This window comes from Ruegeria sp. HKCCA5426 (assembly GCF_013034585.1).
GTDB lineage: Bacteria > Pseudomonadota > Alphaproteobacteria > Rhodobacterales > Rhodobacteraceae > Ruegeria.
On the sequence record NZ_WQGH01000010.1, the window covers coordinates 115,038 to 139,332 of the forward strand.

23 protein-coding genes are annotated in these 24,295 nt (G+C 56.4%); 13 read left to right on the forward strand and 10 right to left on the reverse strand.

The features are described 5' to 3' along the window. Positions 1 to 8: 8 nt before the first annotated feature. Together GOV87_RS16405 and GOV87_RS16410 are read right to left on the reverse strand one after the other, a co-directional pair. Positions 9 to 1,193 carry a glycine C-acetyltransferase gene (locus GOV87_RS16405; RefSeq protein ID WP_171212486.1) on the reverse strand — a complete coding sequence of 395 codons (1,185 nt, stop codon included), beginning with the start codon at positions 1,191 to 1,193 and terminating at the stop codon, positions 9 to 11. A gap of 108 nt (positions 1,194 to 1,301) precedes the next feature. Then, positions 1,302 to 1,865 carry a helix-turn-helix domain-containing protein gene (locus GOV87_RS16410; RefSeq protein ID WP_171212487.1) on the reverse strand — a complete coding sequence of 188 codons (564 nt, stop codon included), beginning with the start codon at positions 1,863 to 1,865 and terminating at the stop codon, positions 1,302 to 1,304. A gap of 118 nt (positions 1,866 to 1,983) precedes the next feature. Here GOV87_RS16410 and GOV87_RS16415 point away from each other — a divergent pair, with 118 nt between their 5' ends. Beyond that, positions 1,984 to 3,159, forward strand: a complete 1,176-nt coding sequence (locus GOV87_RS16415) for an acetyl-CoA C-acyltransferase family protein (RefSeq protein ID WP_171125971.1) — start codon at positions 1,984 to 1,986, stop codon at positions 3,157 to 3,159. Positions 3,160 to 3,256: 97 nt separating this feature from the next. Here GOV87_RS16415 and ubiB read toward each other — a convergent pair whose 3' ends face one another. Both ubiB and ubiE read right to left on the reverse strand, forming a co-directional pair. After that, the gene (gene ubiB / locus GOV87_RS16420; protein WP_171212488.1) at positions 3,257 to 4,786 is read right to left on the reverse strand and encodes a 2-polyprenylphenol 6-hydroxylase; all 1,530 of its coding nucleotides are present in this window, start codon (positions 4,784 to 4,786) and stop codon (positions 3,257 to 3,259) included. Next, complete coding sequence (gene ubiE / locus GOV87_RS16425; RefSeq protein ID WP_171125975.1) at positions 4,786 to 5,538, reverse strand: bifunctional demethylmenaquinone methyltransferase/2-methoxy-6-polyprenyl-1,4-benzoquinol methylase UbiE; 753 nt, start codon at positions 5,536 to 5,538, stop codon at positions 4,786 to 4,788. Before ubiE ends, ubiB begins: the two co-directional genes overlap by 1 nt. A gap of 86 nt (positions 5,539 to 5,624) precedes the next feature. Here ubiE and mutM point away from each other — a divergent pair, with 86 nt between their 5' ends. The 6 genes from mutM to recF all read left to right on the forward strand — a co-directional run bounded on the left by mutM (position 5,625) and on the right by recF (position 12,252). Beyond that, positions 5,625 to 6,476 (forward strand): bifunctional DNA-formamidopyrimidine glycosylase/DNA-(apurinic or apyrimidinic site) lyase, encoded by an 852-nt coding sequence (mutM, locus tag GOV87_RS16430; RefSeq protein WP_171212489.1) that lies wholly within the window; start codon positions 5,625 to 5,627, stop codon positions 6,474 to 6,476. Between the two features lie 66 nt (positions 6,477 to 6,542). Next, on the forward strand, positions 6,543 to 7,319 hold the full coding sequence (locus tag GOV87_RS16435) for an enoyl-CoA hydratase (protein ID WP_171212490.1): 777 nt from the start codon (positions 6,543 to 6,545) through the stop codon (positions 7,317 to 7,319). Between the two features lie 225 nt (positions 7,320 to 7,544). Then, on the forward strand, positions 7,545 to 7,808 hold the full coding sequence (gene rpsT / locus GOV87_RS16440; RefSeq protein WP_152459792.1) for a 30S ribosomal protein S20: 264 nt from the start codon (positions 7,545 to 7,547) through the stop codon (positions 7,806 to 7,808). Between the two features lie 552 nt (positions 7,809 to 8,360). Continuing rightward, entirely contained in the window at positions 8,361 to 9,746 is a 1,386-nt protein-coding gene (gene dnaA, locus GOV87_RS16445) for a chromosomal replication initiator protein DnaA (protein ID WP_171126690.1), read from the forward strand. 227 nt (positions 9,747 to 9,973) lie between these two features. Continuing rightward, on the forward strand, positions 9,974 to 11,095 hold the full coding sequence (dnaN, locus tag GOV87_RS16450) for a DNA polymerase III subunit beta (protein WP_171125983.1): 1,122 nt from the start codon (positions 9,974 to 9,976) through the stop codon (positions 11,093 to 11,095). Between the two features lie 59 nt (positions 11,096 to 11,154). Continuing rightward, positions 11,155 to 12,252, forward strand: a complete 1,098-nt coding sequence (gene recF / locus GOV87_RS16455; RefSeq protein WP_171212491.1) for a DNA replication/repair protein RecF — start codon at positions 11,155 to 11,157, stop codon at positions 12,250 to 12,252. On the opposite strand, the gene GOV87_RS16460 is transcribed toward recF, so the two are convergent. Beyond that, a complete protein-coding gene (locus GOV87_RS16460) occupies positions 12,249 to 12,815 on the reverse strand; it encodes a carboxymuconolactone decarboxylase family protein (RefSeq protein ID WP_171212492.1) in 567 nt (188 codons plus the stop codon). The genes recF and GOV87_RS16460 overlap by 4 nt on opposite strands. Before the next feature lie 100 nt (positions 12,816 to 12,915). Here GOV87_RS16460 and GOV87_RS16465 point away from each other — a divergent pair, with 100 nt between their 5' ends. The 3 genes from GOV87_RS16465 (at position 12,916) to GOV87_RS20675 (ending at position 16,840) form a co-directional block, all read left to right on the forward strand. After that, the gene (locus GOV87_RS16465) at positions 12,916 to 13,488 is read left to right on the forward strand and encodes a TetR/AcrR family transcriptional regulator (protein ID WP_171126694.1); all 573 of its coding nucleotides are present in this window, start codon (positions 12,916 to 12,918) and stop codon (positions 13,486 to 13,488) included. A 102-nt stretch (positions 13,489 to 13,590) separates the two neighbouring features. Continuing rightward, positions 13,591 to 16,008: a DNA topoisomerase (ATP-hydrolyzing) subunit B gene (gyrB, locus tag GOV87_RS16470; RefSeq protein ID WP_171212493.1), complete on the forward strand. Its 2,418-nt coding sequence runs from the start codon at positions 13,591 to 13,593 to the stop codon at positions 16,006 to 16,008. Between the two features lie 553 nt (positions 16,009 to 16,561). Then, positions 16,562 to 16,840 carry a LysR substrate-binding domain-containing protein gene (locus GOV87_RS20675; RefSeq protein ID WP_371813528.1) on the forward strand — a complete coding sequence of 93 codons (279 nt, stop codon included), beginning with the start codon at positions 16,562 to 16,564 and terminating at the stop codon, positions 16,838 to 16,840. Between the two features lie 11 nt (positions 16,841 to 16,851). Here GOV87_RS20675 and GOV87_RS16480 read toward each other — a convergent pair whose 3' ends face one another. The 4 genes from GOV87_RS16480 to GOV87_RS16495 form a co-directional block, all read right to left on the reverse strand. Then, positions 16,852 to 17,421 (reverse strand): carboxymuconolactone decarboxylase family protein, encoded by a 570-nt coding sequence (locus GOV87_RS16480; RefSeq protein ID WP_171212494.1) that lies wholly within the window; start codon positions 17,419 to 17,421, stop codon positions 16,852 to 16,854. A gap of 137 nt (positions 17,422 to 17,558) precedes the next feature. Next, positions 17,559 to 18,044 (reverse strand): YHS domain-containing (seleno)protein, encoded by a 486-nt coding sequence (locus tag GOV87_RS16485; protein WP_170379992.1) that lies wholly within the window; start codon positions 18,042 to 18,044, stop codon positions 17,559 to 17,561. Between the two features lie 48 nt (positions 18,045 to 18,092). Beyond that, the gene (locus GOV87_RS16490) at positions 18,093 to 18,959 is read right to left on the reverse strand and encodes a cysteine hydrolase (protein ID WP_058282012.1); all 867 of its coding nucleotides are present in this window, start codon (positions 18,957 to 18,959) and stop codon (positions 18,093 to 18,095) included. Positions 18,960 to 19,120: 161 nt separating this feature from the next. After that, a complete protein-coding gene (locus GOV87_RS16495; protein WP_254447399.1) occupies positions 19,121 to 20,098 on the reverse strand; it encodes an AraC family transcriptional regulator in 978 nt (325 codons plus the stop codon). 227 nt (positions 20,099 to 20,325) lie between these two features. Here GOV87_RS16495 and GOV87_RS16500 point away from each other — a divergent pair, with 227 nt between their 5' ends. The 3 genes from GOV87_RS16500 (at position 20,326) to GOV87_RS16510 (ending at position 23,251) form a co-directional block, all read left to right on the forward strand. After that, positions 20,326 to 21,198, forward strand: coding sequence for a bile acid:sodium symporter family protein (locus GOV87_RS16500; protein WP_170379994.1), 873 nt, complete (start codon positions 20,326 to 20,328; stop codon positions 21,196 to 21,198). A 478-nt stretch (positions 21,199 to 21,676) separates the two neighbouring features. Continuing rightward, positions 21,677 to 22,249 carry a carboxymuconolactone decarboxylase family protein gene (locus GOV87_RS16505; RefSeq protein WP_170379995.1) on the forward strand — a complete coding sequence of 191 codons (573 nt, stop codon included), beginning with the start codon at positions 21,677 to 21,679 and terminating at the stop codon, positions 22,247 to 22,249. Between the two features lie 222 nt (positions 22,250 to 22,471). Then, a complete protein-coding gene (locus tag GOV87_RS16510; protein ID WP_171212496.1) occupies positions 22,472 to 23,251 on the forward strand; it encodes a methyltransferase domain-containing protein in 780 nt (259 codons plus the stop codon). Positions 23,252 to 23,357: 106 nt separating this feature from the next. On the opposite strand, the gene GOV87_RS16515 is transcribed toward GOV87_RS16510, so the two are convergent. Then, on the reverse strand, positions 23,358 to 24,212 hold the full coding sequence (locus GOV87_RS16515; protein ID WP_371813530.1) for a methyltransferase domain-containing protein: 855 nt from the start codon (positions 24,210 to 24,212) through the stop codon (positions 23,358 to 23,360). Between the last annotated feature and the right edge of the window lie 83 nt (positions 24,213 to 24,295).

Consider the following 24,295-nt stretch of genomic DNA (forward strand, 5'->3'; position numbering starts at 1 on the left):
GGGCCGCATCAGATCACTCCCAATTCGCTACCAACCTTGCCAAAGGCGGCCAAGGCGCGGTCCAACTCGTCACGGGTCAGCGCGGCGTTCATCTGGGTTCTGATCCGGGCCTGTCCGCGTGGGACGACCGGGAAGAAAAAGCCCGAGACATAGACGCCCTCATCAAATAGTCGCGCGGCCATATCTTGTGCCAGCGTCGCTTCGCCCAGCATTACCGGGATGATCGGGTGTTCACCGGGCAGCAGGTCAAACCCCAGTTTTTCCAGACCGGCCCGCCAATAGTTCGCGTTTTCGAACAGCCGGGCGCGCAGGTCTGCACCGTCGTTGACAAGGCGAATTGCCTCTAGCCCAGCGGCCACAATGGATGGAGGCAGCGAATTTGAGAACAGATAGGGCCGCGCCCGCTGCCGCAGGAGGTCGATCACCGGCTGCGGCCCGGCGATATAACCGCCGATTGCCCCCCCAAGTGCCTTGCCCAAGGTTCCTGTCAGAATATCCACGTCGACGCCGAAATGATCCGGCGTACCCGCCCCGTTTGCCCCCATGAACCCAGTCGCGTGGCAATCGTCGACCATGACGATGGCGTCGTACTTGTTGGCCAGCTCGCGGATTTTCGGCAGGTTGGCCAGATAACCATCCATCGAGAACACACCGTCCGTGGCAATCATGATATGCCGCGCCCCATCCGCGCGCGCCTGTTTCAGCCAGGCCTCAAGATCGTTCATGTCGTTGTTCATGTACCGATAGCGTTTCGCCTTACACAGGCGCACCCCGTCGATGATTGAGGCATGGTTCAGACTGTCCGAGATAATCGCGTCCTCCGGGCCCAGAAGGGGTTCAAACAACCCGCCATTTGCGTCGAAACAAGCGGCAAACAGGATCGCATCATCCTTGTTCAGGAAATGTGCCAGCTTCTGCTCCAATTCGCGGTGAATGTCCTGCGTGCCACAGATAAACCGGACCGAGGCCATGCCGAACCCTTTGGGCTCCATCGTGCCTTTGGCCGCGTCGATCAATGCCGGGTGATCGGCCAGCCCCAGATAATTGTTGGCACACAGGTTGATGACCTGCTTGCCACCTACCGTGATCTCTCCGCCCTGAGGCGAAGTGATCATGCGCTCGCGTTTATACAGACCTTCCGCTTCGATCTGCGCGAGGGTGTCCGTGATATGGGACAGGAACGTGTCAGCCATGGCGATCTCCTTGCTTTGAGTCGCGCATCTAACATAGCGGATGAAATTCCCAAATGGGGGATTGGCATAATGACGGAAAAATTTCCGTGAAGGCGGATTTTTGCCAGTTCAGGCGTTTTTGACGATCAGAAAAACTCTGGCGGTACTTTCGGCGGTGATCGAATGGGCAACGTCCGCGGCATATCGCGCCGTGTCACCCTGTTTCAGATCGCGGGTGGCGGACCCGGATGTGATGCGAACCGCGCCTTCCAGCACTGTCAGTTGTTCGCGCGCGCCCCGCGCGTGGGGCTGGCTGGTCAGCCCGCCATCTTGCTCAAAGTAGATATCATAGACCTCGTGGCCGCCTGCTTCTTCGGGCGGAGAGAGGATGCGAATACGGCAGTTCTGGCCCATATTGTCGATGCTGGGCACCTCTGCGCTGCGCAGAACTTCGATTTGATCGGCGTTGTCGGATTCCTCCAATAAACCTGCAAAATCTACCTGAAGGGCCCGGGTCAAATTCCACAGGGTCGATATTGTTGGGCTGCTCTCGCCCCGTTCGATCTGACTGACCATGGACCGGGACACACCGCTGAGATTGGCGACCGCTTCGAGGGACAGGCCCTTGGCGCGGCGCGCTTCTTTCAGGCGTGTGGGCAGTCGTGTCAGGATATCGTCTGATTTTTCCGTCATGGCGGAATCTGATGCGCTTTTCAGGATGGCTTGTCAATTCTGCTTGTGACGGTACGTCCTATGGGACAGCCTTGTGCTGCAGATGCATAGTGGCGCCAATTCCTAGAGGAGAAGACACATGAAAGATATCGTCATTCTGGATGGGGCCCGTACCGCTGTTGGGACGTTCGGCGGAGCATTGTCCTCGACCGCGCCAATTGATCTGGCAACTGTTGTGACCGAAGCCGCGATGGAGAAGTCGGGCGTTGAGGGCGGCCAAATCGGTAACGTGGTTTTCGGCCATGTGATCAACACTGAACCGCGCGATATGTATCTGTCTCGTGCGGCGGCGAAACAGGCAGGTATCCCGGTTGAAACTCCGGCGATGAACGTGAACCGTCTGTGTGGTTCGGGTGCTCAGGCGATTGTGTCGGCGGTGCAGTCGCTGATGCTGGGCGATGCCGAATTCGCGGTTGCTGGTGGTGCCGAGAGCATGTCGCGCAGCCCCTACATCGTTCCGCAGGCACGTTGGGGCGCGAAAATGGGCGACGTTACATCGCTGGACATGATGCTGGGTGCGCTGAACTGCCCGTTTGGTACTGGCCATATGGGTGTGACAGCCGAGAACGTCGCGGACGAGCATCAGGTTACACGCGAACAGATGGATGCGTTTGCCCTGACCAGCCAGACCCGCGCCGCTGCTGCGATTGAGGCTGGGTATTTCCAAAGCCAGATCACACCGGTTCAGGTCAAGGTCAAGCGCGATATGGTGGACTTCATGGTCGATGAGCATCCCAAGGCGACCTCGATCGAGGCGCTGGCCGGGTTGCGTCCGGCGTTCAAGAAGGACGGCCGTGTGACGGCAGGCAATGCCTCGGGTATCAATGACGGTGCAGCCGCGATGGTTCTGGCGACGGCGGAGGCGGCTGAGAAAGCCGGTCTGAAGCCGAAAGCGCGTATTCTGGGCTATGGCCACGCGGGTGTGCGGCCCGAAGTGATGGGTATCGGTCCGGTGCCTGCGGTGCAGAACCTGCTGGCGCGCACTGGCTTGACGGTCGAGGATTTCGACGTGATCGAAAGCAACGAAGCCTTTGCGTCCCAGGCAATTGCCGTCAACAACGAACTGGGGTTGGATACTGCCAAGGTTAACCCGAACGGCGGCGCGATTGCATTGGGTCACCCTGTCGGGGCGACCGGTGCGATCATCACGCTGAAAGCGCTGTACGAACTGGAGCGGATCGGTGGGTCCAAAGGTCTGGTGACGATGTGCATCGGCGGTGGTCAGGGAATCGCCATTGCCTTTGAACTGCTCTGATTTGAGACGTTGTTGGGGGGCTGTCTGCCCCCCATCGCGCCTTTGGGCGCGATTCCCCCCGAGGATATTTTGGGCCAGATGAAGGGGCGGATCGGTTTTAGCTGAGCGCCGCAACGATCAAAACGAGAACTGCGCCTGCGGCTGCACCGATGGTCGCCGGGAGCGCCATTGACCAAAAGCGGGTGTTTCGTGGTTCGTCCTTCTGGGTTTGTGCGATCAGCGCGTTTTCCACCAGGGCGGGCAGGCGAGGGCCAAAGCGGGCCAGAACCATGGCCGTTTTTCCGAAATCGCGCAGGGCCGCGCGCGGGCCGATGGATTGCTTGATGTAGTCCTCGACCACGGGGCGGGCGACTTCCCAGATGTTGACTTGTGGGTCCAGCGAGCGCGCGACACCTTCGACCACCACCATTGTGCGCTGCAACAGGATCAATTCGGTGCGGGTTTCCATGCCGAACCGTTCGGTGACTTCGAACAGGTAATTCAGCAGGCGGCCCATCGAAATATGGGTGGCGTCCATGCCAAAGATGGGCTCTCCTACCGCGCGCAGGGCGCGTGCGAATTCGTCGACATCCCTGTCGGCAGGGACGTAGCCCGCTTCGAAATGGACCTCGGCCACGCGTTTGTAGTCGCGACGGATGAAGCCGAAGAGGATCTCGGCATAGACCCGACGAGTGTATTCGTCGATATGGCCCATGATGCCGTAGTCATAGGCGATGATATCCCCATTGGCCGCGACCTTGAGGTTGCCCTGATGCATGTCGGCGTGAAAAAAACCGTCGCGCAGAGCGTGCAGCAGGAACAGACGCAATACACGCTCGCCCAGATCGCGGCGGTTATGATTGGCCGCATCCAGCGCGTCATTGTCGCCCAAGGGGATGCCGTCTGCCCAGCTGAGGGTCATCACCCGCCGCGCGGACAGGGACCAGACCACAGGCGGCAGCCAAAACCCGGCATCGTCCTTGGTGTTGGCGGCGTATTCCGAAGCGGCGGCGCTTTCGAGACGTAGATCAAGTTCACCTCGCACGACGCCGTCGAAGTGTTCGATCACTTCCATCGGTCTCAGGCGACGCGCGCCGGGGGCAAACAGTTGCACGATGCGTGCCGCGAAATAGAAGGCGTCGACGTCCTTGCGGAAGGCACGCTCGATCCCGGGGCGTAGGACTTTGACGGCGACATCTTCGCCTGTGCTGGTCAGCTTTGCCTTGTGGACCTGGGCGATGGATGCCGCAGCGATGGGTTCGCTGAATTCGTCGAATATATTCGAAACGGGTTGTCCCAATTCCTTTTCGACTTCGGCCATGGCCTCGGCCTTGGGAAAGGGGGGCAGTTTGTCCTGCAGGACGCGCAGTTGTTCGGCCAATTCGTTGCCGACGACATCGGGGCGGGTCGAGAGAACCTGGCCAAATTTGATGTATGCCGGACCCAGCGCCGTGAGCGCGCGGGTGGCCGGGGGCATCGACGGATCGCCCTTATACCCGAGCCACTGGAATGGTTTGCCCAATGTATGGGCAAGGAGGCGCAAAGCTTTTGGCGCCTCGAATGCGTCTAGCACCACGTTCATCGCGCCGGTGCGTTCGAATGTAGCGCCTGTGCGGATCAGGCGGATAATGTTGTGGGGACCGCGCATCAGATTTTCCAGCCGGAGTGTAGCGCGGCGATACCCATGCTCAGGTTGCGGTATTTCGCGTTCTCGAACCCTGCGGCGCGGACCATGCCCAGAAAGGTTTCCTGATCGGGGAAGTTGCGGATGGATTCCACCAGGTACTGATAGCTGTCGTAATCGTTGGCGATCAGCTTGCCCATGCGCGGGATGACGTTGAAACTGTAGAGATCATACAGTTTTTGCAGCCCGTCATTGGGCAGCTGGCTGAATTCCAGAACCATCAGGCGGCCACCGGGTTTCAGCACGCGGTAGGCTTCGTTCAGCGCCTCTTGCGGGCGGGTCACGTTACGGATGCCGAACGAAATCGTGTAGACGTCGAACGTGTTGTCTTCGAACGGCAGGGACATGGCGTCGCCAACCACCCAATTCAGGCTGTCGGCCATCTGATCGGCTTCGGCGCGCTGTCGGCCTTCGACCAGCATCGGCTCGGTCAGGTCCAGAACGGTGGCGTGGCCGTGGCCCGCACGTTTGAGGAAGCGGAAGGAAATGTCTCCGGTCCCGCCTGCCACGTCCAGAAGGCGCTGACCGGGGCGCGGGGCCAGCCAATCCATCATCGCGTCTTTCCAGACCCGGTGGATTCCCATCGACATGACATCGTTCATCACGTCATATTTCGAGGCGACCGAGTTAAACACTCCCTGCACGCGCCCGGCCTTTTCAGCCTCGCGCACGGTTTCGAATCCGAAATGTGTGGTCTTGTCGTTGGTGTCGGACATTTGCCTTGCCGTTTGTCGAATTTCGCCTCTGTTATAGGGCCATTGGTATCGGGCACAATGCGGCCCTTTGGAATAGGAGCCAAGTAATGCCCGAATTGCCCGAGGTCGAGACAGTAAAACGCGGTTTGGCCCCGGCGATGGAGGGTGTCGTTATCGAACGCGCCGATGTGAACCGCCGCGATCTGCGTTGGCCTTTTCCCGAACGGATGGCCGAACGGTTGACCGGGCAGCGGGTGGATGGGCTGCGAAGACGTTCGAAATACATCCTGGCGGATCTTAGCAGCGGTGAGACCTTGCTGATTCATCTGGGCATGTCCGGCCGGATGACGGTGTCGGGCGATCCGCTGGGGCAGTTCGTGCATGATCATCCGATGCCGGAAAAGCACGACCACGTGGTATTTCACATGGCAAATGGCGCGCGGATTACCTTCAACGACCCGCGCAGATTCGGTGCGATGGACTTGCTGCCCACGGCAACCGCTGAAGAACATAAGTTGCTGTCTGTTCTTGGACCCGAACCGTTGGGTAATGACTTTCATGAACAGCACCTGATTGAGGCATTCAAGGGCCGGAACACTCCGGTCAAATCCGCGCTGCTGGATCAGGGAATCGTTGCCGGATTGGGAAATATCTACGTTTGTGAGGCGCTTTATCGCGCCAGAGTGTCCCCACGTCGAAAAGCCGGTCAAATTTCTGCACAGCGTGTCGGTGCCATGGTTCCCATCATTCGTCAGGTGCTTCGCGAGGCGATTGATGCGGGTGGTTCATCGCTGCGTGATTTCCGCCAAGCCGATGGAGAACTTGGATATTTTCAGCACAGCTTTGATGTCTATGGCCGCGAGGGTGCCCCCTGCCGCACCGAAGGATGCGATGCTGCCATAAAAAGAATCACTCAGTCCGGTCGCTCATCCTTCTATTGTACGCAATGCCAAAGATAACTTGATCCAAGGTTTTCGCGTGATAATGAATCGTTACTGAACGGAACAACCGGAAGCTTACACCTCATGGCTTTTGAGACGATCATCGTCGAAATCGAAGACCACGTCGCCCTTATCAAGCTTGATAGACCAGATGCTCTGAATGCACTGAACTCGCAGTTGACGCAGGAATTGTGCACAGCGCTGGAAGAGGCGGATCAAAACGACAAGGTGCGCTGCATCATCATCACCGGCTCGGAAAAGGCTTTTGCCGCCGGCGCGGACATCAAAGAGATGTCCGAGATGGGTTTTGTCGATGTCTACACCAGAAACCTGTTCGGTGATGTGAATGACCGGATAACGGCCATACGCAAACCGATCATCGCCGCAGTCGCAGGTTACGCGCTGGGCGGTGGATGCGAATTGGCGATGATGTGCGATTTCATAATCGCCGCAGATTCGGCCAAGTTCGGTCAGCCGGAAATCAATCTCGGAGTCATCGCGGGTCTGGGTGGCACGCAGCGTCTGACCCGGTTTGTCGGCAAGTCCAAATCAATGGACATGAATCTGACCGGGCGTTTCATGGATGCCGAAGAAGCAGAGCGGGCGGGCTTGGTCAGCCGGGTTGTCCCTGCAAAGAAACTGTTGGATGAGGCGACGGCCGCAGCCCAGAAGATAGCCGAAAAATCCCAGTTGAGCGCAATAGCCGCGAAAGAGGCTGTGAATCGCAGCTATGAATTGCCGCTGAGCGAGGGGATGTTGTTTGAACGTCGGGTGTTTCATTCGATGTTTGCAAGCGAGGATCAAAAAGAAGGCATGGCTGCCTTTCTTGAAAAGCGCGCGGCCCAGTTCCGCGATAAGTAAGCGACCTTTCAGATCGGATCAGGCGGGTACATGCCCGCCTTTTTCATACCTGCCTTGCAGCAATAAGAATCTGCTTGGCAAACCCTTCCAACTTGGATAGTAAGCGCCGCTATACATGCGCGTGCGGCCCGCTTTGGCCCGACTCACACTCGTGATTTCTGATCCGGTGCGGATTACCCGTGGCGCGCAATTCATAGAACCGTACCGTACAAAGGTCAGAGACACATGGCTAACTCGCCCCAGGCAAAAAAACGCGCTCGTCAGAACGAGAAGCGTTTCGCAATCAACAAAGCACGTCGTTCGCGCATCCGCACCTACCTGCGCAAGGTCGAAGAAGCGATCGCATCCGGCGACAAGGACGCAGCAACCGCCGCTCTGCGCGCGGCCCAGCCCGAGCTGATGCGCGGCGTCACCAAAGGCGTTTTCCACAAGAACACCGCAGCGCGTAAAATGTCGCGCCTGTCCTCGCGCGTGAAGGCGCTGGGCTGAGTCTTTCGCTGACCCCAGGTCACGTAAGAAAGGCTGAACTATTTTGAAGGGCATCGCGCATCGCGGCGCCCTTTTTGCTGTTGCCAGAATACCGCGCTTCACCAAGCCAAGAGATTCTTTCGCGCTCAGAGGCGAGTCAATATCAGAGTTTCGTTGCCGGGGACCTCGCCATCTTGTTACCACTGATTCAGCGATTCACTCGCTTGGGGGGACAGGCTGTTCCAGGGATCAAACTGACGGGCATCAGGGCGATCGGGGACGAATGTTGGCAACCGGGACTGCTGGTTTGCTGATCTGCTTTGGGACCTGATGCATTCAGGACTCCTAGCCCTGTCTAAAAAAAGAAGATTGCGACACGCAACCCGGTTTCCGGGGCGGCTCCGTTATTTGGGATGCCTTTGTGCCAGGTAGTGTCGACATTCAAAAACAAGGCGTCAGGCTATTTCTGTTTGGCGGATGGGTACCCTTTGCGTGTGAGTGCGCGTACCGGGCGACCGGGACTTAGTAATAAGGCCGACAGGCCAATAAAGAATGGGATGCGTGAGGCGCTTAATGACACAAGAAAAATGGGGACTACTGCGTAACAAACTGCTCAAGGCTATTGGAAAAAATAACTACACCACCTGGATCGAACCTCTGGAGTTCCAAGAGGTTCAGGATGGGGTAGCTGTGTTTTCTGTGCCTACGAATTTTATGGGCAATTACGTCAGCCAAAATTTTGCAGATCTCATCTTGTATGAGTTGAATACGTCAGGTGAGCCCGTTCAACGCCTTGCGTTCCGGGTCGCGGCAAATTCACCGACGCGCCCGTCTGTCGAGGCAGAGTCGGCGCAAGCACCAGCGCCAGAGGCCGCTGTGCCCCATTTGACCGAAGTTGCAAATGATGCGTTGGAATCCTTGCAGGCCGCGCCTCTGGATGCCCGTTTCACATTTGACACTTTTGTGGTTGGTAAGCCCAACGAACTGGCCCATGCCGCTGCGCGCCGTGTGTCCGAAGGTGGCCCCGTGACCTTCAATCCGCTGGTTCTGTACGGTGGAGTTGGTCTGGGTAAAACGCACCTGATGCACGCTATTGCATGGGAACTGAAAACCAAACGGCCCGATCTGAACGTGCTTTACCTGTCAGCGGAACAGTTCATGTATCGGTTTGTGCAGGCTCTGCGCGAACGCCGCATGATGGATTTCAAACACCTGTTCCGTTCGGTCGATGTGCTGATGGTAGACGACGTGCAATTCATCGCAGGTAAGGACTCCACGCAGGAAGAATTCTTTCACACATTCAATGCGCTGGTGGATCAGAACAAACAGATCATCATCTCGGCGGACCGCGCACCGGGTGAGATCAAGGATCTGGAAGACCGTGTGAAATCGCGCCTGCAATGTGGTCTTGTCGTGGATTTGCACCCGACTGACTATGAACTGCGTCTGGGTATTCTTCAGAACAAGGTGCAACAGTACAGCAGCACCTATCCTGACCTGACAATTGCAGACGGCGTGCTGGAGTTTCTGGCCCATCGCATCTCGACCAATGTTCGTGTGCTGGAAGGCGCGCTGACCCGTCTGTTCGCCTTTGCCTCGCTGGTGGGGCGCGAGATCGACATGGAACTGACGCAGGACTGTCTGGCCGACGTGCTGCGCGCATCCGAGCGCAAGATCACCGTCGAAGAGATTCAGCGCAAGGTTTCAGAATACTACAACATCCGCCTGTCCGACATCATCGGCCCCAAGCGCCTGCGGTCTTATGCACGTCCGCGCCAGGTGGCGATGTATCTGTGCAAGCAACTCACCAGCCGGTCCTTGCCCGAGATCGGGCGTCGTTTCGGCGGGCGTGATCACACAACGGTCATGCACGGTGTCAAACGTATTGAAGAGCTGAAAACGACCGACGGCCAGATCGCCGAAGACGTCGAGATGCTGCGCCGGTCACTGGAGGCCTGATTTCCAGCCTCAGTTATTTTAAACCGCCCCGGACCCATTGGCCCGGGGCGTTTTTTTGTAGGCTTTAACCCACGGTTGGGTGGGAACTGTGCCCGCTTGGTCACGCCCCTCTTGACGCTTTGGTTAATCCGACTCAGAAATCCATAAAAAATCCTTGTGCCTCAGGGTGGAACCGCTAACGTGCCAGTCCCGCCCAAATCGGCACGCAAGTCAAAGGAATTGAGGGTATGAAGATCAGCATCGAACGCGGCACCCTTCTTAAGGCCGTCTCGCAGGCCCAATCCGTTGTGGAACGTCGCAACACCATTCCAATACTTGCCAACGTGCTGATCGAAGCCGAAGGCGATGTGGCCATGTTCCGCGCCACCGATCTGGATATCGAAGTGGTCGATAAGGCGCCCGCACAGGTCGAAAAAGCCGGTGCGACCACCGTAGCGGCGACGACTTTGCACGAAATCGTGCGGAAGCTGCCGGATGGGGCTTTGGTGACGCTGACTGCCGACAGTGCTTCGGGTCGTCTAACGGTTGAGGCCGGGCGCTCGAACTTTTCGCTGGCGACCCTGCCGAAAGAGGATTTCCCGGTGATGGCGTCCTCGGAATATCAGTCGAACTTTACGGCCTCGGCGGCATTGTTACGGCGTTTGTTTGACAAGTCGAAATTTGCGATCTCGACCGAAGAGACGCGCTATTACCTGAATGGCGTTTATATGCATGTGGCCGATGGATCAGAGGGCGGTAAGGTGCTGCGCTGTGTGGCCACAGACGGGCACCGTCTGGCGCGGATTGATGCGGATTTGCCTGATGGGGCGGCTGATATGCCGGGCGTGATCGTACCGCGCAAAACCGTGGGTGAGCTGCGCAAGCTGCTGGACGATGATGAGATGGATATCGCTGTGTCTGTCAGTGAAACCAAGGTGCGCTTTGCGACGCCTGATATCACACTGACTTCGAAAGTGATCGACGGCACCTTCCCCGACTACACTCGTGTGATCCCGCAGGGCAATACGCGCCAGTTGGAAGTGGATGCCGCCGAATTCGCGCAAGCCGTGGATCGTGTGGCGACCGTATCGTCCGAACGCTCGCGCGCGGTGAAGTTGCAGCTGGATGCCGATAAGCTGGTTCTGTCGGTCAATGCCCCTGACAGCGGTGCCGCCGAGGAAGAGCTGGCTGTGGCTTATGGCGACGAGCGGCTTGAGATTGGATTCAATGCGAAATACCTGCTCGAGATTGCTTCTCAGGTGGATCGCGAGAATGCTGTGTTTCTGTTTAACTCGGCCGGTGATCCGACTTTGATGCGCGAAGGCAATGATCAGAGCGCGGTTTACGTCGTCATGCCGATGCGCGTCTGATCGCGCTGGCGCGCGATGCCTCCGGCGGAAGTATTTTTGAACAGAAGAAGGGTGGGGTCATGGGATTGGCCCTGACCGAACTGATGGTCTCGCATTTTCGGTCGCATAAGTTGGCGCGGCTGGCTTTGGATGGGCGGCCGGTTGCGCTGCATGGACCAAACGGGGCCGGTAAGACTAATATTCTGGAGGCGGTGTCGTTGTTTTCGCCCGGTCGTGGGATGCGGCGGGCGAGTGCGGCTGAGATGACGCGGCGGCCCGAGGCGCTGGGCTGGAAGCTGTCTGGTGTGTTGCAGGCGCAGGGGCAAAGCTATGAGATCGAGACGTGGTCTGAGGGTGGCGCGGCACGGCAGGTTCGGATTGATGACAAAACGGCCAGTCAGATTGATTTGGGCAAGCTGGCGCGGGTGGTCTGGCTGATCCCATCAATGGACCGGTTATGGATCGAAGGGGCCGAGGGGCGGCGGCGGTTTCTGGATCGCATCGCCTTGAGTTTTGATCCGACCCACGCTGAGGCGTCCCTGACTTATGAGAAATCCATGCGCGAAAGGAACCGCTTGCTGAAAGAGCAAGTGCGTGATGCCCATTGGTATGCAGCGCTTGAAGGGCAGATGGCCGAGACCGGATACCGTATCCATGCAGCGCGACTGTCGGCGTTGGATTGTTTGCGCGCGGCGCAGGAGCGGGCGGAAACCGCCTTCCCATCGGCTGATCTGGAGCTAGTGCAAACCGAAGGTGCGATGCCCGAAACGGCAGACGATCTGCGCGAGGCACTGGCCGAAAGCCGGTTCCGCGATTTGGCTGCAGGGCGGACATTGGTGGGGCCGCATCGGTCTGACGTGTATGGGGTTTTTGCGGCCAAGGGTGTTCCCGCCAGGGATTGTTCAACCGGAGAGCAGAAGGCGCTGTTGGTGTCGTTGATCCTGTCGAACGCACGTGCGCTGGCTGAGACAGTGGGTGCGCCGCCGATCGTATTGCTGGATGAGGTTGCGGCACATCTGGATGCCGGGCGGCGGGCTGCGCTGTATGATGAGATTTGCGCGTTGGGGGCTCAGGCCTGGATGACGGGTACCGGGCCTGAGCTGTTTGCGGAGTTGGGGGACCGGGCCCAAACGCTGGTTGTTACCGAAAGCGATGAGGGCTCAGTCGTGACGGCTTAGGCCGGCTCGCCGACTTTACGCTCCCACAAGAAGCCGCGCATCACCTCATCAACGGGTGTTTGGGCCATGTGGTTGACGTAGTTCGACATGGTTTTCTGTGCCAGGCCCAGCACCACATCCAGAATGGCGCGGTGTGAATAACCGGCGTCAAAGAACGCCTGAAGCTGTGCATCGGACGGGTTGCCACGGGTTTCCATCATTTGCAACGTGAAGGTCCGCAGGGCCTCAAGCTTGGCCGACGGGAGCGGAGTTTCATTGCGCAGGGCCTCGGTGATTTCGTCCGAGACCTTCATCATCTTGGCGATGCCGGTATGGGCAGGCACACAATAGTGGCATTCGTTTTCCACGTTGATTGTCTGCCAGACAACGGTCTTCTCGTCATTGTCAAAGTCGGTTTGCAGGAACAAATGGTGCAGAATCTGATAGCCTTCCAGATGCTGCGGGCTTTCAGCCATCACTTTATGCAAGCCGGGCAGTCGGCCAAACGCGGCCTGAGACTTTTCCAGCAGCGGTTTGGACCCTTCAGGGGCGGTTTCAAGGTCATGAGAGGGGAAGTTTGCCATGTCAAAACTCCTGTTTCTGGCGCTGTGAGTCGCATTTAGGCTTTATTGAGCGATCACTCAAGTATATATTTGAGTAAATGCTCAAGAATTGGTGAACCCGATGCCTCGCAAACCTTCATACGACCGAGATGCGCTGATCGCGCAGGCCAGGGATATCTTTTGGCGTCAGGGGTGGGCTGGAACGTCGCTCAAGGATCTTGAACGCGAACTGAATCTGAAACCTGGCAGTTTCTATGCGGCCTTCGGATCCAAGGATGCGCTGTATGCTCTGGCGTTGGAGCGGTACGCGCAGGATGGCGTGTCGCGATTGACGACCATGGCGGATGAGGTTGGGCCATTACAGGCGTTAAAAACGCAGCCGCAGATCGTGATAAGCGCCAAGGAAATGCCAGCGCGTGCTTGTATGCTGGCCAAGACATTCGCTGAACTACAGGCCAAAGGGCACGGTTTGGCGGACAAGGCAGGCGCTCATCTGGAGGAGATGAAAGAGTGTTTCGCCACCCTTTTCCGACGTGCGCAGGCGGCCGGAGAAATTGGCGCACATCATGACCCGGATCGGTTGGCCGCACGGTACCAATCGGATCTTTTGGGTCTGCGGTTGTCGGCCGAGCGTGACGATGTGAATGCGATAGAATTGGCGTCGGATATTGCGGCCGATCTAGATCGGCTGTGATCTGCTGAAAAAGACACTGACCGACACAAAATCTGGTGGGATCGCGTGACATTCCCCACCAGAAAACGTATAAGTTACCAAAATAATATAGGTACTAACCGAATGTCCGAAGACGCACAGGCACCACAGGAATATGGCGCTGATTCCATTAAGGTTCTTAAAGGCTTAGAGGCTGTTCGCAAACGCCCCGGTATGTATATCGGTGACACTGACGATGGGTCGGGCCTGCACCACATGGTGTACGAGGTTGTGGACAACGGAATTGATGAGGCGCTGGCCGGGCACGCCGACCATGTGACGGTCAAAATCCATGCCGATTCCAGTGTTTCGGTCAGCGATAACGGCCGTGGGATTCCGGTGGATATTCACCCCGAAGAAGGTGTGTCAGCCGCTGAAGTCATCATGACCCAACTGCATGCGGGCGGGAAGTTTGACAGCAACTCGTACAAGGTGTCAGGCGGCCTGCACGGTGTGGGTGTCTCGGTTGTGAATGCGTTGTCCGATTGGCTGGAGCTGCGCATCTGGCGCAACGGCAAGGAACACGTGGCGCGCTTTGAAGGTGGCGAAACAGCGGAACATCTGAAGGTCGTGGGCGAATGTGGGGATCGTACTGGGACCGAAGTGCGGTTTTTGGCCTCGACCAGTACGTTCTCGAACCTCGAATATTCGTTTGAAACGCTAGAAAAGCGCCTGCGTGAGCTGGCCTTTTTGAACTCGGGCGTGCGGATCATCCTGATCGACGAGCGCCCCGCCGAACGGTTGGAGACCGAGCTGTTCTATGAGGGTGGCGTCAAGGAATTCGTCAAATACCTCGACCGGTCGAAGACGCCCGCGATGCCCGAGCCGATTTATATCAAGGGCGAGCGTGACGACATTGGGGTCGAAATCGCGATGTGGTGGAATGACAGTTATCATGAGACCGTTCTGCCCTTTACCAACAACATCCCGCAGCGCGACGGCGGCACGCATGTGGCCGGTTTCCGAGGCGCTCTGACCCGGACGATCAACAACTATGCGCAGTCCAGCGGGATCGCGAAGAAGGAAAAGGTCAGCTTCACCGGTGATGACGCGCGCGAAGGTTTGACCTGTGTTTTGTCGGTCAAGGTACCCGATCCGAAATTCTCCTCCCAGACCAAGGACAAGCTGGTTTCGTCCGAAGTGCGCCCGGCGGTCGAAGGTCTGATGAACGAAAAACTGGCCGAGTGGTTTGAAGAAAACCCCAATGAAGCCAAAGGGATCGTTGGCAAGATCATCGAGGCTGCTCTGGCCCGTGAGGCCGCCCGCAAGGCGCGCGAACTGACCCGCCGCAAAACGGCGATGGATGTGAACTATCTGGCCGGGAAGCTGAAGGACTGTTCCGAGAAAGACCCGTCCAAGACTGAAGTTTTCCTGGTGGAGGGTGACTCGGCGGGTGGTTCCGCCCAGACGGGTCGGGACCGGTTGACTCAGGCCGTTCTGCCCCTGCGTGGGAAAATTCTGAACGTCGAACGTGCGCGGTTTGACCGGATGCTCTCGTCGCAGGAAATCGGCAATCTGGTGATGGCGCTGGGCACTGGCATTGGCCGCGATGAGTTCAACATCGAAAAGCTGCGCTACCACAAGATCGTCATCATGACCGACGCGGATGTGGATGGCGCGCATATTCGGACCCTGCTGCTGACCTTCTTCTACCGTCAGATGCCGGAGCTGATCGAAGGTGGATACCTCTATATCGCGCAACCGCCGCTTTATAAGGTTTCGCGTGGTAAATCAGAAGTTTACCTGAAGGATCAGGCGGCTCTGGACGATTACCTAATCAATCAAGGCGTTGAGGGCGCGGTGCTGAAACTGGGCTCGGGTGAGGAGATAATCGGGCAGGACCTGACCCGCGTCGTAGACGAAGCGCGCCAGTTGAAACGTGTGCTGGACGCCTTCCCAACACATTACCCGCGTCACATCCTGGAACAGGCCGCGGTCGCCGGAGCATTTGTTCCGGGTGCGGTGGATGCCGACCTGCAAGGTGTGGCCGACAAGGTGGCCGCCCGTCTGGACCTGATCGCGCTGGAATACGAACGCGGTTGGCAAGGCCGGATTACACAGGATCATGGCATCCGTCTGGCCCGCATCCTGCGGGGCGTCGAAGAAGTGCGCACGCTGGACGGCCCCATGCTGCGCTCGGGCGAGGCGCGCAAGACGGGTAGTTTCACCCAAAGCCTGCAAGAGGTTTACAACACCCCGGCCACTCTGGTTCGCCGTGATCGGATGCAAGCCATCCACGGCCCGCTGGACCTGCTGCGCGCCATTCTGGAAGAGGGCGAAAAGGGTCTGTCCCTGCAACGCTACAAAGGACTGGGCGAGATGAACCCCGATCAGTTGTGGGAAACCACGCTGGACCCGGATGCCCGTACCCTTTTGCAGGTGCGGGTCGATGACATGGTCGAAGCAGACGACCTGTTCACCAAACTGATGGGTGACGTGGTCGAGCCTCGCCGCGAATTCATCCAACAAAACGCGTTGAGCGTCGAAAACTTAGATTTCTGAGATTGTGTAGGTTTGCGCATAACACTTCGCGCACCCCATAAGTTTACGTAGTTCGCCCATAGTTTTGCGCTGCGCGTTTGTCTGCATTAGCGACGAATTCAATCAGTTTATGGCTTAGTCGTCGCGGTTATGGCCCTTTGCATTGCTCAATCCCGCAAAGGGCCTCCCTAAGGAACCTTGGATTCTCGCGAAGGTCTGCGATGCGCAGTAAGCGGACTTTGCAAAGTCTTTGGTACGGGTAGCAACAGAAGCCTATTTTCGCAGTATTCCGGGCCTACCCACAATGCCTCGACGAGAGACGAGGCGTTCCTCACCGCCTGCAAGGATGTAAGGACATGACGACACGCACATCGAGCCAGCTAGAACGGCTGTAGAAAGCTCAGCACCTCTCACCTGCTTACCAATGGACAGTGCCTCGGAAACCACTCCTCCCGGGCTGTGGAGAGCCACAAGGTCGGCGATCATTAATTCTACTGCCCTGAATGCATCCGCCCAATGGCATTTTCAAAGCGGTAGAAAGAGCATAACCAAACGAGTGAACCCACGCATCAGCATGAATACTAATGACGCCGTGATTGAGTTGGCGTTGCAAGGTCATGGGATCGGACGGCTTTTGTCGTATCAGGTGGCACCCTACATTGCAGATGGGCGGCTCAAGACTGTCATGAAGTCATATGAGCCACCCGAGGTTCCCATCCATCTTGTGCATCAAGAGGGTCGAACCGTGTCTGCGAAGGTACGCGCTTTTGTTGATTTTCGGTCGAACGTCTCAAATCGGATTCCCTTATTGGCCAGAACCAAACTCAGGCCTAAGCGCAAGACCAACAATTAGGCAATATCGCGTTATTCAGCCGCCGCCGCGGATGAGGCGGTCCATGCATTTGGGACAAACGCATCATCCAAAGCCGTTTCCGCCACATGGTTCGTATAGTTCGACAGGATTTTCAACGCTGTGCCAAGGATGACTTCCAGCATGGTCTGGCGGGTATAGCCAGCCGTCAGAAACGCCTCGACCTGTGCGTCGCTGGGCCAGCCTCGGCTTTCGTTGATCACGACGACGAATTTGCGCAGTGCTTCCAATTTGGGGTCGGCGATAGGGCTGCCATCGCGTAACGCTGCGATCACGTCTTCGGGGACACCGGCCATCTGTGAAAGAGTGGTATGGGCGGCCATGCAGTACTTGCACCCGTTCAACCGGTTGTTAGTCATAAGGATGATCTGGCGCTCAGTCTCTGACAGGCTGGTCTTTCCAAAGATGTTGGAAAGTGTCGTATAGCCTTCCAAAATTGCGGGCGCTTCGGCCATGGCCGCATAAAGGTTGGGCACAAAACCATATCCTTTCAGCGATGCTTCCAGAATTGGTTTCGCGGCATCAGGGGCTGAGGCGATTGTATAGGTCTCAAAATCAGTCATGTCTGGTTTCCTTTGGGAAGAGTTTTCGACGCTCGCGAATTGTCATTGCGGACAGGGCGTCTTGGAGAAATGCCGGCCTTTTGGGGAGGGGAGAGGCAGCGGTGGCTCCGACCGGCAAAAGCCACCAAATTCCTCGATCAAAGGCTGCTGACAGGCGTGTGGTGGATGTCTGCCCACTTGGCATGGGCGCCTTGGATCACGGTCTCTTTGTCCTCAAGGTATTTCTTGAAGATGTCCTCATTCACAAAGAGATAGAGCTTGTTGTCCACGATATCGGCATACCGAACATCGCCATCAAGCTTCTTGCCTACATAGACGCCAAAGGCGCAGAACCCGCCGAATTGAGGCAGATGTGCCGTCGGATCCGCCTCGAATGTGGCTTGCGCTGCCTGCGACGCAAAATAGTAGTCCACTCCATCATGGGCCGATGTAAAAGTGGCGTTGCCCATTTCGGGTTTTTCGGCTTCAAACATCGATACAGGATCGACGCCATGCATGCCGAGGGGCTGCCCGGTCAAGGTAAGACTGTTCGAAACGTTGTATTCATCGTCAGCCAATGCCGCCGCCGCCAGGGCGAGAGTCAACGCTGTTGTAAGTGCGGGAAATGTAAAGATGCGTGTCATGATATGTCCTTTCAGGATGTCGGGATCAAATTTGAAGATCGATTTGGGTCAGGCCGATTGGCCAATGCGCTCAACCGCGTCGTCGGTCCACCAGACGCCGTTGGCGACCATTCGGAAGTTGATTATGGCGGCGAGATACCCGTCACCTTCAGGCACCTTGGCCCCGGCTGTGGCATCGCGAACGACAGCGACTTCGTAGCCCAGCTCCAGCAGCTCGTAGAGATGCGCCTGCGTACACAGGTTCGCCGACATCCCCGCGAGGATCACCTTGTCGATCTTGCGTTTACGCAATTGCAGGTTCAGGTCATTCTGAGCAGGGCTATAAACCTTGTGTGGCGAGCAAATGATGGTTTCGCCATCCTCGATGTACTTCTTGTATTGCGGCATCCAGTCGGCACCTGAGCCCTCGAAGTTGTCCAAATTGAGCGGTCCCAGGCGGTCAAACATGCCGATGCTGTGCATCGTGGCTTCCAGAGTGCCCTCGAACTCCCACTTGTGGTCATGCGGGTAGTAATAGTGGGGCGAGATGAAGACCGGCATCCCCGCAGCCTTGGCGGCAATGAAAAGCCGTTCGATATTATCGACCGTGCCCTGTTCGGTCACGCTTTCGCCAACGACACCCCACGTCACACCGTCTTCTGACAAAAAATCAATCTGGGGGTCGGTCACCACAAGCGCAGTACGCCCCGGCTCGATGGTCATGTCGATTTGGGGAAGGCCTGGATTTTCCGGGTCAGCATAGTAGGCGCGTGCTTCGTCGGTCGCGGCAAGGGCCTGCCCGCCAGCCACTATTGTTGTACCTGCCGCGGCCGCACCGGCGGCTTGTTGCAAGAGTCGCCGGCGCGCCATATCAACGCGTTCGGGCGTGACGTCGCAAGCGCAGCTTGCTCCATGTTTGTGGTCATGATTGCTCATTGCAAATTTCCTTTGTCTGAGAGGGGCAAATGGGTTTGCTTTACTCGGGAGCGCCCCAGGTGGATCTGACAAAGAAGAAGTTAGGCGCCACATCGATTGAGGTATCGGCCCGCCCTGCCAAGGTTTTGGCCGAACCTGCCATGTGGTCTTGAGGTGTGTGCCTAGTCGGAGGTCGCCTGCTGCCTGAATCGTGCCGGAGCCTGGCCAACCCAGCGCTTGAAGGCGCGGCTGAACGTGCTCTGTTCCGAAAACCCGGTCATAAAGGCGATCTCGGCTATGGAAGCCTTACCGTCACGGAGCAGGTCACGAGCGAGTGCAACTTGTGCCTGACCAAGAACGTCGCGATAGGTCAGCCCTTCTTCGGCCAACCTGCGGTAAAGAGTGCGCTCGCTCATTCCCATCTCTTGGGCGACATGCGCCGCCTGCGGTGCGCCGTTACTTAGGGCTGGCGTAAGCCGGTGGACAATTGCTTGGCTCAGTGAGGTGTCGTCATCGCGAGAGTTGAACTCCTCATCCAGGTGCTTCGTCATGAAATCTGACAAGCCCGGATCGCCAAGACGATTTTCGCTTTCCAGCATAGCAGGGCGCATAGCAATGGCGTTGTGGTCAGTACTAAATTGCACGGGACAAGCAAAATGCTGGGCGTAACGTTCATGCTCTTGTCGGCACGCATGTTTGAACGCGACATATTCGAGCGACAATCCAGCACCCACAAACCGATACATATTCCGTGCAAAGGCGGCAAGCGCGCATTCGTTGCGCAATTCCAAGGCGGCGCGATGTGGCGTTTGCCCTTCAAATATCCAAAGGACCGGATCGCCGGTTTCGTCAAGTCTGTAAACTGCGGTGTCCGTGACGAGACGAAAATAACGTTCAATCCGTTGCAAAGATTCCCGCAAGGTGGGAGCTGTCTTTACAGCCAGGCCAAGGACGCCGAGATCATCGGTCGCAATCGCGTTCGCATAGGCCTCAACCAACGCAACCTCATCCGCTTGTTGCGCACGAATCCAATCTATCAAATCGAAATACGCATCATCCGCCAATTGGCCGTCTTGAGCTTCTGGTAAACGCAGCACGACAGCGCCATTCGAAATCAGGGCGCCATCGTCGTTCAGCGTCATCCCGGCGGCGTTGGCCATCGCGCGGGCGAATGCGTAAGTTACACTTGCCATACAGTGAGATTAGCACTGGAATGCTCTTTCACACCAGATCGTCCCACCCAGTGATAGGTATAATAAATAAAGACAGCCTCGATCTTCGGGCGCTTGAGGATAAATGCGCCAAACTGATAAAACTCGTCATCAGGTTTTCTGAACGGTATCGTCCGAAAGCGTGAAGAAGCATGCAGTCATAGAGGTCATGGTAGATGGGCGAAATTTTTATATCTGTGCTGCTGCCGCTCGCAGTTGTTGTCATCATGTTCTGCCTTGGCCTCGGACTCACAGCGGCTGACTTTCAACGCATCGGACGACGTCCACGTGCCTTTTGCGTCGGGGCTCTCAACCAGATCATTTTGCTGCCTTGCATCGCTTTGATGGTGATCTTTATCTTTGGGATTTCCACCGAGACAGCCGTTGGCATTATGATTTTAGCGGCCTGTCCGGGCGGGGCGATCAGTAACATCGTAACCAAGCTTTCGAATTGGGATGTTGCTTTGTCCGTTACTCTTACAGCAGTCTTCAGTCTGACTTGTGTCGTTACCGTACCGCTTATCCTGGGGTTTTCGATGCAGATGTTCATGGGGGCAACTGCGCCCGCCATCGACATCTCTTCGACGGCTTTAGCAATGTTTTTTTTAACAGCTTCTCCAATCCTAGTCGGGGTGACCGCGCGGTCATTGGCGCCGCGTATTGTAGCCGCTGTCGAACCAGTCTTTAGCAAGGTCTCTATGCTACTTTTTGCGCTGGTCATTGGAGGCGCGATCATTTCAAACTGGGTGGTGGTCGCGGATAACTTCCTTAGGCTTGGACCCGCACTTTTGGTTGTAGGTGCGTCACTCACGTTTATTGGCATCATGAGTTCAGGGATGCTCGGATGCACAGACATCGAGGCGAAGACGATTTCAATTGAGACCGGCGTTCAAAACGGAGCTTTGGGGATCGCAATTGCCACCTTGCTGTTGCCTAACACCAATGGGTTAAGCGAATATGCCATCCCATCCGCAATTTATAGCGTGGTCTGGATCGTAACAATGTTGCCTGTGTTCGCTTTCCTTGCGCGAAGAAGCCCAATTTTATGATCCTGACGCCTATTTGCCAGCTCTGATTATGGGCTGGGCCAAGTCCCTTAGTTTCCATGCCGGAGCGCCATCTGGTCAAAGAGCGATCAAGGAGCTCCCAAGCCCTCTGTGGAACGGCCGCTTTGGCGATTTTCCCTGTTGGAGGGGAAAACTGTTGCCGCCAGTGCGGTGGATCCTGCGTCAGCGAAGGTGTAGACTCCAAGGTCAGTTTTGTCCGCAAGGCGGAAGTCACCACGCTTGGATGTGAAGCCCCGGTTTTGAGCTCAATCCATCCTTTGAAGACTTACGAGAACGGCTCAAATGAAATTGCCTTTAACCAAACGACGAACTTGCTGGGGTCTCGTTAGGCAAACCTGCCGTTCGTAGTGTTCCAACGGAAATTCTGTGCGGAACCCGGATTTGCGTTAAGGTTGCGTACACATCGTTGCTTCCTCATTTTGAGACGAAGTGATCCAAAGCAAGATTGAAAGAGAATTGAATGAAACGCCTGTTTCCATCTCTGCCCGAGAACGCGACACTGGGAAGTGTTTATCAAGCCTTTCCGGACAAGCTTTCTCCGCTTTGTGCGTACGAAAGCTTGGTGATGAGAGGAGAGAGCGACCTATCGGTTGCCCAACGTGAATTGATTGCAGCCTATGTCTCGGGCTTGAATGCTTGTGCGTATTGCCATGGCGCACACATCGTTTTCGCCAAAGCCTACGGCATTGAGGTCGAGACAATCGAGGCACTGATGGAAGACCGCGATACGGCACCAATCGAAGACCATCTCCAACCGTTACTGGCATACATTGAAAAGCTCACCGTCTCGCCATCGCGAATGACAGAAGCCGACGCAAATGCGGTCTACGCGGCAGGCTGGTCAGAGAGCGCGCTGTTCGATGCTATCCAGGTCTGTGGTGTCTTTAATCTCGTGAACCGTTTCATAGAAGGAACCGGTGTCCAGAGCCCTGGCAACGACCCAAGACAAGCAGACGAAGCCACTTTGGATCGATACCGCAGCGACACTTTCTATACCGATTTCGGACGAGAGAACGGCCTCGACATCCCTTGAATTGATGTTGCTCGAACTTTCGAACGACGACAAAAAGCTGGCCCGATATCGCGGCAGAAGCGGCCTTATCTCCCGAGGTTAACCAATACGTCGATACCAGTCGGCGCATTCATTTATTGTTGGTGGATCCATGCTCAAAACTCAACGATCCATCCTGCTTTTCTTAGATAACCCAATTTCTGATAAGTTTTGGAGACTTGTGGTCTTTGTAAGGGGAGCGAGTTGCTTAAATTTGACGCTGAAACAACGAAATTACTTGAAATCGCCTATCAAGGCGCAGAACTGACGCGGCGAAGACAGGCTTCATTTGATGCGCTGTGCCCGGCTCCTGGTGAAACTATTTTGGACATCGGTTGTGGCAACGGGATGTTAACAGTTGAGTTGGCCCGGGCAGTTGGCTCGGATGGCTATGTCATCGGGATCGACCCAAGCGCTGACATGACGGCAGCTGCTAGAGAACGGTGCAGCGACTACGCAAACGTGGAGTTTCGTGCTGGTGCCGCAAATAGCTTGCCCATTGAGGATGAGAGTGCTGACAAGGCCGTCTCGGTACAGGTCTTTGAGTACATCGAAGACGTAGACGGTGCGTTGGCTGACACGCTGCGGTGCGTCAAACCCGGCGGGCGCCTCGTCATCAGCGATCTACACTTTGGCAGCTTGATCTGGTTCAGCGATGAGCCCGACAGAATGCAAAAGATGCTGACTTCCTGGAACCAGCACTTTGTGAGTGGTTCCCTCCCGGAAAGACTGCCCGCACTGATCAAAGCGCGTGGCGACCATGTGGAAGATGTATTGTCGTTCACAATGACAGATCACCAGTTAAAGCCTGATGGCCTCGCAATCATGATGATGCACCTCATGAAGCAATACGCTGTTGCAAATGATCATATTGACCCCGCTTTTGCACTATCGTGGTTTGACGAACAGTTCAGCCTTGCAAAAGTTGGGCGCTTCTTCTTTTCGATGACCCAATTTATCGTCGTGGTGCGCAAAAAGGATTGATCGTTCTACAACGCGCCCCTTGACCTCGGCTGCGCTCGCTAAACCATCTTATGGAGCAGGGTTGGTGGCTGACTGTTGTCTACCGTCGCAACTCGAATGCCAAGAGTTAGGGCCGCCTCGAAATCAGTGTTGCAAATACCTGATAGCCAAAAAGTGTGCGCTCTCTTGCTCGACGGCGATACTCGGCGACCAATCCATTGTGCAGATCCTCTCCAATTTCACCGCGTTTCATTAGCACCTTTCCAGTCTCTTCGACCCAAGGGAGCATTTGGTCGTTGTCCAGAATGCTTCTGCTTTGAAGACTGAAGTCTTCAACTGTGAACCCCGCATTGGAGGCCAGGCCGCGCAGCTTGGCGACAACAAATGGGTCGGTCACGAACTCGTTCACAAATATCTTGGCGCAGGCGCCCAGGGGATCGTTCGGCATGTTTCCCAGTGACGCTTTCGAAAAGTCAGCGTCACACACTACGAGACACCCCCCCGACCGAAGGACGCGCCCTGCTTCGGCTAAAAGAGGTGCCGGATCTTCCACATGGGTAAGCACTGTGTGCATTATCACGTTATCAACTGAGCCATCATCCAGGGGAAGCGACGCTCCTCCTGCGACCTCAAACTCCACATTGTCGTGGCCCCCAACCCGCGCCCTTGCTTCGGTCACAAAGCCTACAGACGGCTCGAAACCAATAACACGCGCGGGTTTGGCCTTCTCCGCAATGCGGCGCGTGACAGCTCCTGCACCGCATCCGACTTCAATCGTTAGGCTATCTTTCGCAAACAAAAGTTTGGCCAGATAGTCTGAAACGATCTTTTCCATTGTGGGGTCGGCCTGACGCGCGTCCATCGAGTCGGCAAATGCGGAAATGAACTCCGCTCCCGCAGCATCTACATCTTGAAACGGATCAGCCATCCCCACCAGCCTCCAATACTGCTCAGTATTCTCTACCAAAAATCCTAGCATCACCTGAATCAAGCACAAGCCGTGCCGAAATGCTTAACTTGGGGCAAATAGGAGGTTTATGCCAAGGGCAAGGAGCTTCAGTAAAA